Consider the following 15,389-nt stretch of genomic DNA (forward strand, 5'->3'; position numbering starts at 1 on the left):
ATCGCATGCGAATCCAACCTGACATGGCAACCTGGCAAGGGCGCGTCGACGAAGCGGAAGGCGAACTGGGGAGGCGCTGGCACCAGGTCGTAAAGCCGCTTGCCGACGAATCCGATGGCATTGCGTTCGTTGGCTTCGCCTGTGACGCCGGCGTCGCGAGAAACCACGGCCGTACCGGCGCTGGCGACGGGCCGGCCGCGATCCGCGCGATGTTGTCCAACATGCCGATGCGCGGGCGCATGCGCCTGTTCGATGCCGGCGATGTTCGATGCCATCCAACCGCCTGCGGCGACGATGGCCTGGAACAGGCGCAGGAGGCGCTGGCCTCGACCCTGGACAGCCTGCTCGACCGCGGCCTGTTTCCGCTCGTGCTCGGCGGCGGCCACGAGATGGCCTACGGCAGCTTCGGCGGCCTGGCGCGGCACCTCGCCCGAAGGCACGCCGAAGACGGCACGCCGGCCCCGCGCATCGGCATCATCAACCTCGACGCTCACTTCGACCTGCGCATGGCCGACCGCGCAAGTTCAGGCACACCGTTCCGGCAGATCGCGCAAGACTGCGCGGCGCGCGCTTGGCCCTTCAACTATTGCTGCCTGGGCGTGAGCGAATTCGCCAACACCGAGGCGCTCTTCGCCCGCGCGCGATCGCTCGGTGCGGTGTGGCGGCGCGACGTGGACATGGGTGCGCCGCACTTTGCGCAGACGCTGGAACAACTCGCCGCATTCATGGCCGGCGTGGACCACGTCTACCTCACCCTCTGCCTCGATGTGCTGCCGGCTTCGGTGGCACCCGGTGTCAGCGCACCGGCCGCGCGCGGCGTTGCGCTCGAACTCGTCGAATCCATCGTGGATGCCGTTGCGCGATCAGGCAAGCTGCGCATCGCGGACATCGCCGAGATGAACCCCGCATTCGACATCGATGCGCACACCGCGCGCGTCGCCGCGCGACTTGCCGCGCGGGTTGTCGCAGAGGTTGCCGCCGAACCTGGAAGTCCGTAGCAGCATCGGAGATCCCAGCCGACGCCAGCTGCGCGCATTGACAGGCGAGCGCCTCGCAGGCGCTGCGCGCGATCAACAGCAGCGGCGCTCCCAGCGCACCAAGTCGTTCTGCGACTCGGCGTTTGAAACCCAGCTGCTGCAGGCAAGGAAGGCCGGCGCCGACGCCTGCAGCGCCTCGTTGTCCGCAGCGGCCACGCTGGCCTTTGCGACTGGCGCACCGGGCTCGGCGCCGGAGCCTTGACCCGCCTCCCCCGCTGCTGGCCGAGTTGCTATAAACACGCATGCAATCACTCACCGGCCCACGAAACCGCTCGGTGCGCTTCTGCATCATCGACAACGACGAATGGCACTGCGTTCCGGCGTACCCTGGGCCTGATCGTGGCGCAATGGCCGCCTTCCGGCACCGGCTCGGAGGCTGTACGCCGGCTTCGGTTTCAAATACTGTTCGCCATTCGGCGACTACCTCGAAGACCCGAACAGCGTCTTCACGACCCGGTCACTCACCGAGGAGAACTGATGCTCGACCTTGCCGCGCTGCAAAACTTTCTGGACCCCGTTTTTCCCGGCCTCATGGGCGTCAAGCTCACCGAGGTCGCGCCTGACCGTGTCGTCGCGACGATGGAAGTCCGGCCCGACCTGTGCACCTCCGGCGGCATCCTGCACGGCGGCGCCTACATGGCCTTTGCCGACACCCTCGGCGCCGTCGGCACGGTGGTGAACCTGGCAGCCGGCAAGCGCACGACCACCACCGATTCAAGCACCAAGTTCATCGCAGGCGCCCGCGTCGGCACAATGGTCACTGGCGAGAGCGTCGCCTTGCACCGCGGCCGCACGACAATGGTGTGGCAGACCACCATCAAGAACGCCGACGGCAAGTTGTGCGCGGTCATCACGCAGACGCAACTGGTACTCGACGGCGCCGGTTGATGCGCGCCGCCCAGGAGACCTGCAATGCCCATCGAACTCGACCACACCATCGTCCCCACGCGCCACAAGCTCGCCTCGGCAAAACGACTGGCCGACCTGCTCGGCGTGCCCTGGGCTGAAACTTCGCTCGGTCCGTTCTCGCCCGTCTTTGTCAATGACGGCCTGACGCTCGACTTCATCGACACCGATGAAGACTTTCCGGTCTACCACTTCTGCTTCCGGGTCGGCGAAGACGAGTTCGACGCCATCCTCGGCCGCATCCGGGCTGCGGGCATTCCGTACAGGAGCACCGTGACCGGCCCGATGAACATGCAGATCAACACCGACTACGGCGGCCGGATGATCTACTGGAACGAGCCCGACGGCCACCAGTGGGAGATGCTGACGGTGAGCTATGCGCGGCCGCCGAGGCGCGATTTCCTTCACGAGCGCGTGATCGATGCGCCGCGCGATCGGGTGTTCCGTGCCATCGGCGACCCGACCCATCTCACGCGCTGGTGGGGCCCCAGGGGCTTTACCAGCACGTTCCATGATTTCGATTTCCGCAACGGCGGCGCATGGCGCCTGGACCTGCACGGACCGGACGGAACCACCTATCCCAACGAGTCGGTGTTCGTGGAAATCACGCCGTCCAAGCGCGTCGTGATCGAGCACCTCGGCAGTCATCACTTCGTCCTGGTCATCACCCTCGCCGATCAGGACAAGCGAACGAAAGTGACCTGGCGCCAGATCTTCGACACGGCGCAAGAGCGGGAGCGCCTTGCCGGGATCGTGACCGAAGCCAACGAGCAGAATCTCGATCGACTGGCTGCGGAAGTGGCCAACGTCTCGATCAACCCACAGGGGGCGTCATGATCCGGCCCGTTGCAGTACTTGCGCTGTCGTTCGCCGCATCGGCTTCGAGCCATGCCATCACCTGCGACGCGCTGAAAGCCGAGATCGATCAAAAGTTCAGGACAGGTGGCGTTGCGAACTTCTCGTTGACGGTGGCCAATGCAGCCGCCCTCCTGCCGGGCCGGGTTGTCGGCACGTGCGACAACGGCAACAGCAAGATCCTGTACCAGGCGGGTGCCCCTGCGAGTACCGGCGCTGCTTCGCGCACCATCACCGGGCCGGCAGTGCTCACCGAATGCAGGCAAGGCTTCAGCGGCCCCGATTGCACGAAGCGCGTTGCCGATCGGTAAAAACAGCAAGTGGTATTGCCATGTGCAGAAACATTCGAACCCTTTTCAACTTCGAGCCGCCCGCCACCGAGCAGGAGATACGCGACGCGTCGCTGCAGTTCATCCGCAAACTCAGCGGGTTCACCGTGCCCTCGAAGGCCAACACCGAGGCTTTCGATCGCGCGGTTGAAGAGGTCGCGGCCACGGCCCGCACGCTGATCCAGTCGCTGGTGACCACCGCCGAGCCACGCGACCGCGCGATCGAGGCGCAGCGCGCCAAGGCCCGGTCTGCGGAGCGATTCGGCAACAACCAGCGCGCCTGATTTCTCCATGGCGCGCGCGACGCTTCCACTCGAAGGTCGCTGCACCGGCGGCGCGAAGCAGCATCGCGTACCGCCAAGGGCGGTGTCGTACGTGCATGCCTTCGCCATCGCCCTGGCGTCGATGGCAGCCGGCTCCGCATGGGCTGTCGCCACCTTCGACGAAGTCAGGCGCGACTTCCACCCTTCCGACACGCGCGTGCTCGACCGCGACGGCGAACTCCTGCAGCGCGTGCGCACCGACGCCACCGTGCGGCGCGGGCAGTGGGTGGCGCTGGCCGATGTGTCGCCGGCCTTGCGCAGTGCGATGCTGCTGTCGGAAGACAAGCGCTTCCATGAGCACAGCGGCGTCGACTGGCGCGCTGTGTCGGCGGCCGCCTGGGGCAACCTGTGGAACACCCGCACGCGCGGAGCGTCGACCATCACCATGCAATTGGCCGGCCTGCTCGACGACGAATTGCGGCAGGCCGCCGGCGGACGTACGCTGTCGCAGAAGGTGGGCCAGACCATCGACGCGCAACGGCTGGAACGCAGCTGGCGCAAGGACCAGATCCTGGAGGCATACCTCAACACCGTGCCGTTTCGCGGCGAGCTCGTCGGCATCGACGCGCTGTCGCGCACGCTGTTCGGCAAGGCGCCGAGCGGACTCGACACGCGCGAGGCGGCACTGGCCGCCGCGCTGGTTCGCGCGCCCAACGCCCTGCCGGCGCAGGTGGCCCCGCGTGCCTGCGAGGTCTTGCGGACGATGGATGCCACGCAAGCCGGCAAGGCCGATTGCGATGCGATGGACATGTTCGCCAGCGCGGCCCTGCAGCGGCGCGTGTTCGATGCGAGCGAAGGCATTGCGCCGCACCTCGGGCGTCGCGTGGCGAAGCGTGCGAATGGCGCGCAGAGCATCCGTGCGACCCTGCGCGCCCCGCTGCAGCGCTTCGCGCTCGGCACCTTGCAGCGCCATCTGCGCGAACTGCGCGGGCGCCACGTGGAAGACGGCGCGCTCGTCGTGCTCGACAACGCCTCTGGCGAGGTTCTGGCATGGGTCGGCTCGTCGGGGCCGTTGAGCCAGGCGTCCGAAGTGGATGGCGTGCTGGCGCAGCGGCAGCCCGGCTCCACGTTGAAGCCCCTGTTGTATGCACAGGCGATCGCGCAGCGGCGTCTCACCGCGGCATCGCTGCTGGACGACTCGTCGGCGCAGATCAGCACGGCCAGCGGGCTCTACATTCCGCAGAACTACGACCATCAGTTCAAGGGCTACGTGTCCGTGCGCACCGCACTGGCTTCATCGCTCAACGTGCCGGCAGTGCGCACGCTGGTGATGGTGTCACCCGAAGCCTTTGCGCGGCAATTGCGAGCGGCAGGAATGCCGTTGCGAGAGAGCGGGGACTACTACGGGTACAGCCTGGCGCTGGGCAGCGCCGAGGTATCGCTGCTGGCGTTGACGAACGGGTATCGGACGCTGGCGAACGGGGGGCGCTACGGCCCGACGCGGGAGTTGATGCAGGCTCAGTCGCCCCCATCCGCTCAGCAAGCCGTGGATGAGGGCGCGGCGTTCATCGTGGGCGATATCCTCAGCGATCCGAATGCGCGTGCGCGCACCTTCGGGCTGGACAGCGTGCTCGGCACTCGGTTCTGGACAGCAGTCAAGACCGGCACCAGCAAGGACATGCGCGACAACTGGGCGGTCGGCTGGTCGCAGCGCTACACGGTCGGCGTGTGGGTCGGCAACGCCAGCGGCGCGCCGATGTGGGACGTGAGCGGCACCAGCGGCGCGGCGCCGGTTTGGGCCGAGGTGATGGGCTTCCTGCACCGTGCAGAGCCGAGCCGGGCGCCGTCGCCGCCGCGCGGCGTGGTCCGCACGCACGTGACGTTCGGCGATGCGCTGGAGGCGGCGCGCGACGAATGGTTCATCGCGGGCACGCAGCAACCGCTGTTCGCGGTCGAGCCATCTTCGAGCGCCGTGGTCCGCGCAGTCGCGCGCATCACCGCGCCCGCGGACGGCACCATCGTTGCGCTCGACCCCGACATCCCGCCGAATCGCCAACGCGTGAGCTTCGAGGCCGAGGGCCAGGCGGCGCAATGGCGCGTCGACGGCAAGAGCATCGGCCGCGGCAATCGCGCGCAATGGTTCCCCTGGCCCGGGCGCCATGTGGTGCAGCTGGTCGACGCGCGCGGCGAGGTGCTCGACCAGTTGCGCATTGAAGTGCGCGGCGCCGGCGTCAAGTCAAGGCCGCCCTCTTGACCCCACGCCGGCGTGGGTGGCGGTGTTCGCCGATCATCGGCAAAACATGAATAACGCCACCCACCGTCCGCTTGTCATCGCTTCGGTGATGGCCTCGATGGCGATGGTCGCCATTGAAGCGACCATCGTCTCCACCGTCATGCCCCAGATTGCCTCCGACCTGGGCGGCCTGAGCCTCTACAGCTGGGTGTTCGCATCCTTCCTGCTTGCGCAGACCGCGATGACGGTGGTGTTCGGCAAGCTCTCCGATCTCTATGGACGAAAGCCGGTGATGCTCGCGGGCATCGGCATCTTTCTCGTCGGCTCGGTGCTGGCCGGTTTCGCATGGTCGATGCCGGCCATGATCGCCTTCCGTTTGCTCCAGGGCATCGGCGCAGGCGCGATCCAGCCAACGTCACTGACGATCGTCGGCGACCTGTACCCGGTGCACGAGCGTGGCAAGGTGCAGGGCTATCTCGCCAGCGTGTGGGCGACTTCGGCCGTGGTGGGTCCGGTCGTGGGCGCGCTCATCGTCCAGAAATTGTCGTGGGGCTGGATCTTCTGGATGAACGTGCCCATCGGCATTGCGGCCGCTGCGGGATTCTGGTTGTTCCTGCGGGAGGCGCCCATGGCCCGGCGCGCATCGATCGACGTCATCGGCGCGATCCTCTTCACCGCCGGCATCGCGGCGCTGATGATCTGCCTCACCGAATTCGGCCTGGGAGCGCACGAAGTCGCGTGGGCATGGGCCGGTGCGTTCGGTATCGTCACGCTGCTGTTCATTGCGCAGGAGCGTCGCGCGGTCGATCCGATGGTGTCGTTCCAGCTCTGGAGCCGGCGCGTCATCGCGACGGTCAATGGTTCTGCGTTGATCGGCGGCATGGCATTGATCGGCGTCACGAGTTTCGTGCCGATGTACGTGCAGGTGGTGCTCGGCCAGACGCCGGTGGTGGCGGGGCTGACGCTCACGATGGTGATGCTGGGCTGGCCGGTCGGGGCGACGCTGGCTTCGCGCACCTTCCTTCGCTTCGGGCTCTGGAGGCTGATGATCGTGGGCGGGGTGCTGCTGCCGCTGGGAGCGTCGGCATTCGCCTTGCTGAGGTCCGGCGACTCGCCGATGGTGGCCGGGCTCGGGTCATTCGTTCTGGGGCTGGGCATGGGGCTGTTGAGCCTGTGCTCGCTGATCATCATCCAGGAGTCGGTCGACGTTGCGCAGCGCGGCAGCGCGACGGCTTCGAATGTTTTCTCGCGCAACCTGGGTAGCGCGTTGGGCGCCGCGTTCTTTGGCGCGGTGTTCAACTTCGGACTGGCACGGCTCCATGGAGGCCAGGCGATTCCGGAAGACCAGCTTCGTCAATTGCTGCGCGATTCGACGGTGCAGGCCGCGGCCGATTCGGCGACGCGGCTGGCGCTGGGCGGCGCATTGCATCTCACGTTCTCGGCCCTCCTCCTGTTCAGCCTGGGCACCATCGCGCTGTCGTTGATGTTGCCCAAGGGCGGCTTGATCGGCAGCATGCGCGAGGCGCCGTCACGCTGACATCGAACGTACCTTGCCAACTGACTGCAGGATGAAGACTTGACTCTCGCCTCGATGCGGCGTGCGTGGAGCGCTTGATTCGCGGCGCGGTCACGCCGACGGCGTGCTCCGCTCAGGGCGCGATCACGCCGACGGTGTACTCTGTTCGGGGCGCGATCACGCCGACGGCGTACTCTGCTCCGCGAATGTCCCCCGCCGCCAGCCTGCGGCTGCCGGCTCCTCCTTTATTTCGCTGCGCAGAGCACACCATCGACGTGATCCAGACGTGCAGTCGTTGATCGGCCGCTACCACCGACCGTTCCACGTGCCGAGGGTGCTGGGTGTCCCCCGCAGCGAAATAAAGGAGGAGCCGAAGGCGGGGGACATTCGCGGAGGGGGATACCCAGTGCCCTCGGCACGCGCCCCGAATCCTGGCACCCCGCCCCCCACACAAGGGACCCGCAGCAACAAGCTCGGTGCAGCGTTGATGTGGAATATCAGGCGCCGTAGTCGACCGGGTCGTTGTAGGCCGGGTCATCATGCAGCGCCCAATAGCCGTCGTATAGCCGCGTCGTGATCGGACCAGGGAACGGCGGCAGTGGCTTGCCGTCGATCTTGCCGATCGGCAGCACGCCACCGCCGCTCGACGTGAGGAACACCTCATCCGCGCCGCGCAACGCATCGACCGACAACGGCCCCACGCACAACGGAATTCCCAGCGTGCCGCACAACTCCAGCACCGTGCGGCGCGAGATGCCTTCGAGCACACCACGGCCGGCGGTGAAGACCCGGCCGTCCTTCACGGCGAAGACGTTGAAGCCGGGGCCTTCGGTGACGTTGCCTTCCGCATCGACCACACAACTGGTGTCGTGGCCGCGGTCATAGGCGTCGTACATCGATTGCACCAGGTCCATCCAGTGGTAGTTCTTGATCGTCGGGTCGACCGACGCAGGCGAAATGCGCTGCCGCTCGCTGACGTGCAGGTCGATGCCGGACAACTGCTTCTCGCGCGACGCAATCCACACATAAGGCAGCGCGTAGGCATAGAAGCGGTTTTGCGCCATGCGCGGATCGCGGGCGCCGCGCGGTGGCACGCCGCGCGTGCAGACCATGGCGACGTAGCCATCCTGCAGGCCGCCCGCGCGCACACAGCCGTGCAGGATCTCGCGCAACTCGTCGCGCGAATACGGGATGGCCAAGTGCATCTTCTGCAAGCTGCTGAAGAAGCGATCGATGTGCGCGTCGAGCCGGAAGAAGCTGCCCTTCCACGTCGTGGCGACGTCATAGGTCACGTCGGAACGCGTGAAGCCCCAATCGAACAACGAAATCCTGGCCTCGGACAGCGGCGCGTACGCGCCATCGATGAAGACGCACCCGCCGTCGAACTGGCCGGCGGGCGGGGTGGCGGGAACGGGCATGGAACAACTCCTCGAAGGGCTGGCACGACGATTCGGATAATTAATTGTACGACGTTCAATTTAAATTGAACAGCGATCAAGGCGCCTAGAATCCTCCGATGCCAAGCCCGCGCAAGCCCGCCGCACCCAGCAAGGCCCCGCCACCCCCACGTGCACGCCCCGGTCGCCCGCGCAAGCAGGACGCGGCCAATGGCGGCACCCCGGCGCTGGGGCGCGAGCGCATCCTGCAGGCGGCCCTCGCACTCATCGATCGCAAGGGCCTGGCCGCCTTCAACATCCGTGAACTCGCGACGGAACTCGGCGTGTTTCCGGCCGCGATCTACTGGCACGTTCCGAGCCGCGATGCGCTGGTCTCCGGCGCCATCGCACTGGCCCTTTCGGACGTCGCAACCGGCCTGCCCGACGGAACCTGGCAGGTGCGCCTGCAGGCGGTGCTGCAACGGTTTCGCGAGGCGCTGCGGCAGCATCCCCACCTGGCACCGGCCGTGGCCAGCGAACTGGCCTACAACGCAGCCTTCGATGCACCGCTGCTGCAGCACGTGGTGGCCGCGCTGGAAGACGCGCGCTTCGAAGGCGAGGCGCTGGTCGATGCCTTCAACGTCGTCATCGCCGCGATGTGCGGCTTTGCGACGCTGGAACTGTCGAGCGCGCCACCCGACGACACGGCCGATTGGGAAGCCGCCTGCCGGGCACGGCTCGATGCGGTTGATCACGCGCAGCATCCCCACCTCTGGCGCAACCTCGACGCATTGCGCAACCGCGCCTTCCTGCTGCGCTGGTCGAGCGGCAAGACGCAGCCACTCGACAGCGGCTTTGCGGCATGGGTCGACGTGGTACTGCGCGGGCTGGAATCCCGCAGCCGGGCATTGCGCGCCGCCGCACGGTCGGCATGATCGTTGCTGCGGACGACCATGTTTTCCCTCAATCTCTCCTCCACGATGCGGCGCCTGTGGGCGCTCAACAGCTTCGCCTACAGCATCCGCGTGGCGATTGCCCTCTCGGTGCTGATGGCGGGTTGCTGGTCGCTGGACCGCATGCCGCTCGTGGTGCCGTTGTTTCTTGGCGTGGTGGCCAGCGCGCTGGCCGAGACCGACGACAACTGGCGCGGCCGGGCCCGGGCGCTGCTGCTGACGTTGGTGTGCTTTGCAGCCGTGGCGTTTGCGGTGCAGGCCGCGTTCGCACATCGCGCGCTGTTCGTCGTCGGGCTGATGCTGGTCACGTTCACGCTCACGATGCTCGGCGCCGTCAGCCGCCGCTACCAGGCGATCGGGTACGCGACGCTGATCCTGGCGCTGTACACCTCCATCGGTATGGACCAGCGCGGCGACGCGGGCCAGGCCTTCTGGCTCGAGCCGGCGTTGCTGCTGGCCGGCGCCGGCTGGTATGGGCTGCTGTCGGTGGTCTGGTGCGCGCTGTTCGTGCACCAGCCGGTGCAACAGAACCTGGCGCTGGTGATGCGCGAACTGGAGGCGTACCTGCGGCTCAAGTCCACCTTGTTCGAACCCGTGCGCGACGACCAGGGCGAGGTGCGGCGCCTGCAACTCGCGCAGCAAAGCGGCCGCGTGGTGATGGCGCTCAACCAGGCCAAGGAAAGCATCTTCAACCGCATCGACGCGACGCGTTCCAGCAGCCGCATGAAGCAGTACCTCGGCCTCTACTTCATCGCGCAGGACATCCACGAGCGGGCGAGCTCGTCGCACTATCCCTATGACGCGCTGATCGACGCCTTCTTCCACAGCGACGTGCTGTTTCGCTGCCAGCGGCTCCTGCGCGTGCAGGGGCGTGCCTGCGGCGAGCTGGGACGCGCCATCCTGCTGCGCGTGCCGTTCGTCAAGGGCCAGAAGGGCTCGACCGCGCTGCTGGACCTGCGCAGTTCCATCGCGCACCTCGAAGCCCGCCAGGAACCGCAATGGGCCGCGCTGCTGGCCTCGCTGCAAGCGCTGGCCGACAACCTTGCCACGCTCGACGCGCAACTTGCAGGCGCAAGCCATCCGGAGGCGCAACTCGGTGCGCACGACGGCGCGCTGTACGACCGCACGCCCCGCTCGTGGCGCGATGCATGGGGCCGCGTGCGCGAGCAGTTCCGCCTCTCGTCGCCGCTGTTGCGGCACGCGCTGCGGCTCAGCCTGGCACTGGCCTCAGGCTATGGCCTGATGCGCGCGATCCACGCCCACCAGGGCTACTGGATTCTTCTGACCACCATTTTCGTCTGCCAGCCCAGCTTCAACGCAACCCGCCAGCGCATGGTGCAGCGCGTGGCCGGCACCATCATCGGCCTGGCGATCGGCTGGGCGCTGTTCGACCTCTTCCCGAACCTGCTGCTGCAGGCGATGTTCACCGTGGTGGCGGGCGTGATGTTCTTCAGCATGCGGACCACGCGCTACACCATCGCCACGGCCTCCATGACGCTGGTCGTGCTGATGTGCTTCAACCAGACCGGCGACGGCGAAGTGCTGATCGTGCCGCGAATGGTCGACACGCTGATCGGAAGTGCGCTGGCCGGCGCGGCCGTGTTCCTGGTGCTGCCCGACTGGCAGGGCCGCCGGCTCGACGCGCTGGCCGGCCGTGCGCTGGCCGCACTGGCCAACTACCTGCGCGCGCTGACAGGGCAGTTCCGCGACGGCCGCGTCGATGACCTGGCCTACCGGCTCGCGCGGCGCAACGCGCACAACGCCGATGCCGCGCTCTCGACGGCCCTGGGCAACCTGATGACCGAGCCCGGCAGGCGCGCCGACGAAGGCGAGCGCGGCCTGCGATTCCTGGTGCACTCGCACACGGTTCTCAACTACCTCTCGGGGCTGGGCGCGCATCGCGAAGCATTGGCTGCGGGAGAACGCTCTGCCGCGCTGCTGGCCGATGCCGAGCAGGTTGCGGCCCTCCTGCAGTCGCTGGGCGGCAATCTCGCGCAAGGCAAGGCGCACAGTGGCGACGGCCTTGCACCGGCGGAAAACAACGCGGCCGCAAGCGGCAGGCTCGCGCCGGCCGCAGGCAACGCGCCCGACGACACCCGCTCGGCCGATGCCGCCGATGCATTGCAACGCCTGGTGGCGGAACAGCTCCGCCTGATCCACGGCCAACTTACCCCGCTGCACCAGGCCGCACTGTCGCTCGTCGCACACTGAATTCGACTCGCGTGCCGATAATGCCGGCTGTACCGTTACACCAGCCAGGAGACCGCGACGTGCCCGACCTTTCCAAGATCACCTGCATCGAAGACCTGCGCGTGATCGCCAAGCGCCGCGTGCCGCGCATGTTCTACGACTACGCCGATTCCGGTGCCTGGACCGAAGGTACCTACCGCGCCAACGAAAGCGACTTCCAGAAGATCAAGCTGCGCCAGCGCGTGGCCGTGAACATCGAGGGCCGCACGACCCGAACCACCATGCTCGGGCAGGAATTCGCGATGCCTGTCGCCATCGCCCCTACGGGCATGACCGGCATGCAGCATGCCGACGGCGAGATCCTCGGCGCGAAGGCGGCCAAGGCCTTCGGCATTCCGTTCACGCTGTCGACCATGAGCATCTGCTCGCTGGAAGACATCGCGGCCAATACCAACGGGCATCCGTTCTGGTTCCAGCTCTACGTCATGCGCGACCGCGACTTCATCGAACGCCTGATCGACCGCGCGAAGGCCGCCAACTGTTCGGCCCTGCAGCTCACGCTCGACCTGCAGGTGCTCGGCCAGCGCCACAAGGACATCAAGAACGGCCTGACGGCGCCACCCAAGCCCACGCTCAGGAACCTGATCGACCTCGCGACCAAGCCGCGCTGGTGCATGGGAATGCTGGGCACCAAGCGCCGCAGCTTCGGCAACATCATTGGCCACGCGAAGAACGTGGGCGACCTCTCATCGCTTTCCTCATGGACCGCCGAGCAGTTCGACCCGTCGCTCAGCTGGGCCGACGTGGAATGGATCAAGAAGCGCTGGGGCGGCAAGCTGATCCTCAAGGGCATCATGGACGTGGAAGACGCGCGCCTTGCCGCATCCAGCGGCGCCGACGCGCTGGTCGTGTCGAACCACGGCGGCCGCCAGCTGGACGGCGCGCCGTCGTCCATCGAAGCGCTGCCGGCCATCGCCGAGGCCGTGGGCCGCGAGATCGAGGTATGGATGGACGGCGGTATCCGCAGCGGCCAGGACGTCCTGAAGGCCCGCGCCCTTGGCGCCCGCGGCACGCTGATCGGCCGCACCTTCCTCTACGCGCTCGGCGCCTATGGAGAGGAAGGCGTGACCCGCGCGCTGCAGATCCTGCACAAGGAACTCGACATCACCATGGCGTTCTGCGGCCGCACGCGCATCGACGACGTGGATTCGAGCATCCTGCTACCCGGCACGTTTTGAAATCGGTGGGCAACTGCTGGCGGTGCTGCTCATCGTGATCCTGGAGCAGGTGCTGACAGAGGCCGAACTCAAGGCATGGGGCTGGCGCATTCCGTTCGTGGTCGGCGCCGTCGCGGCGGTCGTTGCGCTGTTCCTGCGCCGCACGTTGCACGAGACGCAAACGGCTGAGGCCCGGGCCAACAAGGAGGCCGGCAGCATGGCCGGCCTGTTCCGACATCACAAGGCAGCATTCTTCACGGTGCTGGGCTACACGGCCGGCGGCTCGCTGATCTTCTACACCTTCACCACCTACATGCAGAAGTACCTGGTGAACACGGTGCACCTGCCGATCAAGACCACCAGCTACATCATGACCTGCGCGCTGTTCGTCTACATGTGCATGCAGCCGGTGTTCGGCGCGCTGTCGGACCGCATCGGGCGGCGCAGCAACATGCTGCTGTTCGGCGGCCTCGGTGCCCTGGCGACAGTGCCGATCCTCACTGCGCTGCAGCACGTGACGGGCCCGTTCGGGGCATTCGCGCTGATCATCGTCGCGCTGGGCATCGTGAGCTTCTACACCTCGATCAGCGGCATCGTGAAGGCCGAGATGTTCCCGGCGGAGGTGCGTGCCCTGGGCGTGGGGCTGGCCTATGCCGTGGCCAACGCCATCTTCGGCGGCTCGGCCGAGTATGTGGCGCTTGGCCTGAAGTCAGAGGGCCACGAGTCGGACTTCTTCTGGTACGTGACGGTCATGATGGTCATCGCGTTCCTGGTCAGCCTGCGCTTGCCGAAGCAGGCGAGCTACTTGCACCACGATCACTGACCGCGGTCGTCCTGCGCTACCCATTCGGCTTCAGCACGGTAAAGCTCGCATACGCCGTCGGCGCAAAGCCGTCCATGGCCGGCCGGGGTTCCGGCACGACGAATTCCTGGAAGTCGGTCGGCTCGAAATGGGTGTCGCGCTTGACGGGCACCGGCGCGTGGCGCTCCTTCGCGTTCTTGCGCAGCCGCGCCAGGTCAGCCCTTACCTCTTCGAGCGAGCGCATCGGCTTGGCGACGGCGGGTGCATTGGCCACCGGCTTGACCGCGGCCGCCACGGGCTTCGGCGCCTCCGCCTTGGGGGCGGGCTGGAGGAGTTGGTCGTCCCATCCGGGCGGCGCCACGGAGACGGATTTCCTGACGGGCGCTGTCGCTGCCGGGATCGCCATGGGTGTCGGCTTCGCTGCTGGTGTCGCTGCGGACGCCTCGGGACGGCCAGGCGTCGGCGTCGCGGCACGTAGCGGCGGCATGGCCATCGGGCCACCGGCGAACGCCATCGCGTTCGGCGCCGGCCGTGCAGGCTTGTGCTTTCGGGGTGCACCCCAGAGGCTGCTCAGGTAGCGGCGGACAGATCTGATCCAGCGAGATGCATTCATGGCGATTGGCCCCCAAGAGTTCGCCTAATTGTTAACTTATGTTTCACTATTCTGAATGGGTGACAACACCTGCTGTCGCTTGAAGTGCACACAAATGCACGAAGCACGGATCGCCGTGACGCCTTCAGACGCGAACGGTCATCATGTGCTGGAGACCGCCCGCCGTGAGCTGGTCCGAACGCCCGGGGAAGTACAAGGCATTGAGTTCCTTCGGCCCCACGTCGCTCACCTGCGCAAAATGCAGCGCCTCCAGCGCCGCGACAAGCTCGGCCGGATCGAAGTAGGACTTCCACGGTTCGCCCATCCAGGCGAGCTGTGCGGTCACCATGCCGATCAGGACCTGCCACAGGAAACCCACGCTCTCGACCGGCGCCAGGTAATCGAACACCACCCCGCTGCCCGCCGGCAAGGACCTGAAGAACGTCATCATGTCCATGACCACCTCGTGCTCGAGGTACATCGAGACGCCGAGCCATGAGAAGAAAGCCGGCGCATCGCGCCTGAACCCCGCGGCCCGCAATTCAGTCGCCAGGTCCTGGTGCTCGAAGTCGCAGGCCACGTAGCGCACGGACGGTGGCGCCTCTACGCCGGCCTCCGCGAGGCGCTCGCGCTTCCAGGCTTGCGTGTTCGGATGGTCGACCTCGAACACGCGAAGCTGCGTCGCCTTGTATGGGTTGCGATAGGCGAAGGTATCGAGTCCGGCGCCAAGCACGACGAACTGGCCGACGCCCCGCTTGACCGCCGCCTCCAGTTCGGCCTCCGCGAACCTGGCGCGCGCCACCACGAAGGCGCGCAGCCCGCGCGCCGCTTCGTTGTCGAAGAAGCGCCCGCCCAGGGCAATCCGGTCGGCGTCCTCCTGGCCGATGATCGGCACCGCGATCGGGTCCTCCATGACCACCGGCCGATCGAGCAGTTGATGGGCAGCGCGACTCATCGCAACGCCGCGTGCCGTGAGGCTGGGTCCGGTTCTCTTCATTTCTTCCTGTTCTGGCTGGAGGGCCATCGTCCGCGCTCGATGAGCGCTGCGGGATTTGCCGCGGGAATTGTTTGCATCCCGCCCGGGAGCAGGGAGCCGCGACACGCACTGCGCGGCAACTGA

At 67.0% G+C, this 15,389-nt stretch carries 14 protein-coding genes and 1 pseudogene; 12 read left to right on the top strand and 3 right to left on the bottom strand.

Annotated elements, in window-relative coordinates:
- Positions 1–5 precede the first annotated feature (5 nt).
- The 8 genes from hutG to WKW80_RS15540 all read left to right on the top strand — a co-directional run bounded on the left by hutG (position 6) and on the right by WKW80_RS15540 (position 7,160).
- Entirely contained in the window at positions 6–998 is a 993-nt protein-coding gene (gene hutG / locus WKW80_RS15505) for a formimidoylglutamase (RefSeq protein ID WP_422822912.1), read from the top strand.
- Between the two features lie 37 nt (positions 999–1,035).
- The gene (locus tag WKW80_RS15510) at positions 1,036–1,239 is read left to right on the top strand and encodes a hypothetical protein (protein WP_340364466.1); all 204 of its coding nucleotides are present in this window, start codon (positions 1,036–1,038) and stop codon (positions 1,237–1,239) included.
- A gap of 275 nt (positions 1,240–1,514) precedes the next feature.
- Positions 1,515–1,925 carry a PaaI family thioesterase gene (locus WKW80_RS15515; protein ID WP_340364467.1) on the top strand — a complete coding sequence of 137 codons (411 nt, stop codon included), beginning with the start codon at positions 1,515–1,517 and terminating at the stop codon, positions 1,923–1,925.
- 24 nt (positions 1,926–1,949) lie between these two features.
- Positions 1,950–2,780 (top strand): SRPBCC domain-containing protein, encoded by an 831-nt coding sequence (locus WKW80_RS15520; protein ID WP_340364468.1) that lies wholly within the window; start codon positions 1,950–1,952, stop codon positions 2,778–2,780.
- The gene (locus WKW80_RS15525; RefSeq protein ID WP_340364469.1) at positions 2,777–3,109 is read left to right on the top strand and encodes a DUF1161 domain-containing protein; all 333 of its coding nucleotides are present in this window, start codon (positions 2,777–2,779) and stop codon (positions 3,107–3,109) included. The genes WKW80_RS15520 and WKW80_RS15525 overlap by 4 nt, the downstream gene beginning before the upstream one ends.
- A 20-nt stretch (positions 3,110–3,129) precedes the next feature.
- The gene (locus tag WKW80_RS15530) at positions 3,130–3,411 is read left to right on the top strand and encodes a DUF2277 domain-containing protein (RefSeq protein ID WP_340364470.1); all 282 of its coding nucleotides are present in this window, start codon (positions 3,130–3,132) and stop codon (positions 3,409–3,411) included.
- A 121-nt stretch (positions 3,412–3,532) separates the two neighbouring features.
- Complete coding sequence (pbpC, locus tag WKW80_RS15535; RefSeq protein WP_340364601.1) at positions 3,533–5,644, top strand: penicillin-binding protein 1C; 2,112 nt, start codon at positions 3,533–3,535, stop codon at positions 5,642–5,644.
- A gap of 46 nt (positions 5,645–5,690) precedes the next feature.
- A complete protein-coding gene (locus WKW80_RS15540) occupies positions 5,691–7,160 on the top strand; it encodes an MFS transporter (RefSeq protein WP_340364471.1) in 1,470 nt (489 codons plus the stop codon).
- A gap of 476 nt (positions 7,161–7,636) precedes the next feature.
- On the opposite strand, the gene WKW80_RS15545 is transcribed toward WKW80_RS15540, so the two are convergent.
- Positions 7,637–8,557, bottom strand: a complete 921-nt coding sequence (locus WKW80_RS15545) for an aminotransferase class IV (RefSeq protein WP_340364472.1) — start codon at positions 8,555–8,557, stop codon at positions 7,637–7,639.
- A 98-nt stretch (positions 8,558–8,655) separates the two neighbouring features.
- On the opposite strand from WKW80_RS15545, the gene WKW80_RS15550 reads away from it, so the two are divergent.
- The 4 genes and pseudogenes from WKW80_RS15550 to WKW80_RS15565 form a co-directional block, all read left to right on the top strand.
- On the top strand, positions 8,656–9,450 hold the full coding sequence (locus WKW80_RS15550) for a TetR/AcrR family transcriptional regulator (protein WP_340364473.1): 795 nt from the start codon (positions 8,656–8,658) through the stop codon (positions 9,448–9,450).
- Between the two features lie 18 nt (positions 9,451–9,468).
- On the top strand, positions 9,469–11,679 hold the full coding sequence (yccS, locus tag WKW80_RS15555; protein ID WP_340364474.1) for a YccS family putative transporter: 2,211 nt from the start codon (positions 9,469–9,471) through the stop codon (positions 11,677–11,679).
- Between the two features lie 59 nt (positions 11,680–11,738).
- Entirely contained in the window at positions 11,739–12,896 is a 1,158-nt protein-coding gene (locus WKW80_RS15560; RefSeq protein WP_340364475.1) for an alpha-hydroxy acid oxidase, read from the top strand.
- A gap of 1 nt (position 12,897) precedes the next feature.
- Positions 12,898–13,698, top strand: a pseudogene (locus tag WKW80_RS15565) (MFS transporter); the annotation flags it as partial.
- 16 nt (positions 13,699–13,714) lie between these two features.
- Here WKW80_RS15565 and WKW80_RS15570 read toward each other — a convergent pair.
- Both WKW80_RS15570 and WKW80_RS15575 read right to left on the bottom strand, forming a co-directional pair.
- Complete coding sequence (locus WKW80_RS15570) at positions 13,715–14,083, bottom strand: hypothetical protein (RefSeq protein WP_340364476.1); 369 nt, start codon at positions 14,081–14,083, stop codon at positions 13,715–13,717.
- A gap of 331 nt (positions 14,084–14,414) precedes the next feature.
- Complete coding sequence (locus tag WKW80_RS15575; RefSeq protein WP_340364477.1) at positions 14,415–15,266, bottom strand: class I SAM-dependent methyltransferase; 852 nt, start codon at positions 15,264–15,266, stop codon at positions 14,415–14,417.
- Between the last annotated feature and the right edge of the window lie 123 nt (positions 15,267–15,389).

This window comes from Variovorax humicola, assembly GCF_037889915.1.
Lineage (GTDB): Bacteria > Pseudomonadota > Gammaproteobacteria > Burkholderiales > Burkholderiaceae_C > Variovorax > Variovorax humicola.

What these genes read in the sequence shown, in the direction of transcription:
- WKW80_RS15545 (WP_340364472.1), bottom strand. Translation starts at nt 8,557, where the DNA reads ATGCCCGTTCCCGCCACCCCGCCCGCCGGCCAGTTCGACGGCGGGTGC.
- WKW80_RS15540 (WP_340364471.1), top strand. Translation starts at nt 5,691, where the DNA reads ATGAATAACGCCACCCACCGTCCGCTTGTCATCGCTTCGGTGATGGCC.
- WKW80_RS15530 (WP_340364470.1), top strand. Translation starts at nt 3,130, where the DNA reads ATGTGCAGAAACATTCGAACCCTTTTCAACTTCGAGCCGCCCGCCACC.
- WKW80_RS15550 (WP_340364473.1), top strand. Translation starts at nt 8,656, where the DNA reads ATGCCAAGCCCGCGCAAGCCCGCCGCACCCAGCAAGGCCCCGCCACCC.
- yccS (WP_340364474.1), top strand. Translation starts at nt 9,469, where the DNA reads ATGTTTTCCCTCAATCTCTCCTCCACGATGCGGCGCCTGTGGGCGCTC.
- WKW80_RS15520 (WP_340364468.1), top strand. Translation starts at nt 1,950, where the DNA reads ATGCCCATCGAACTCGACCACACCATCGTCCCCACGCGCCACAAGCTC.
- WKW80_RS15570 (WP_340364476.1), bottom strand. Translation starts at nt 14,083, where the DNA reads ATGGCGATCCCGGCAGCGACAGCGCCCGTCAGGAAATCCGTCTCCGTG.
- pbpC (WP_340364601.1), top strand. Translation starts at nt 3,533, where the DNA reads ATGGCAGCCGGCTCCGCATGGGCTGTCGCCACCTTCGACGAAGTCAGG.
- WKW80_RS15515 (WP_340364467.1), top strand. Translation starts at nt 1,515, where the DNA reads ATGCTCGACCTTGCCGCGCTGCAAAACTTTCTGGACCCCGTTTTTCCC.
- hutG (WP_422822912.1), top strand. Translation starts at nt 6, where the DNA reads ATGCGAATCCAACCTGACATGGCAACCTGGCAAGGGCGCGTCGACGAA.
- WKW80_RS15575 (WP_340364477.1), bottom strand. Translation starts at nt 15,266, where the DNA reads ATGAAGAGAACCGGACCCAGCCTCACGGCACGCGGCGTTGCGATGAGT.
- WKW80_RS15525 (WP_340364469.1), top strand. Translation starts at nt 2,777, where the DNA reads ATGATCCGGCCCGTTGCAGTACTTGCGCTGTCGTTCGCCGCATCGGCT.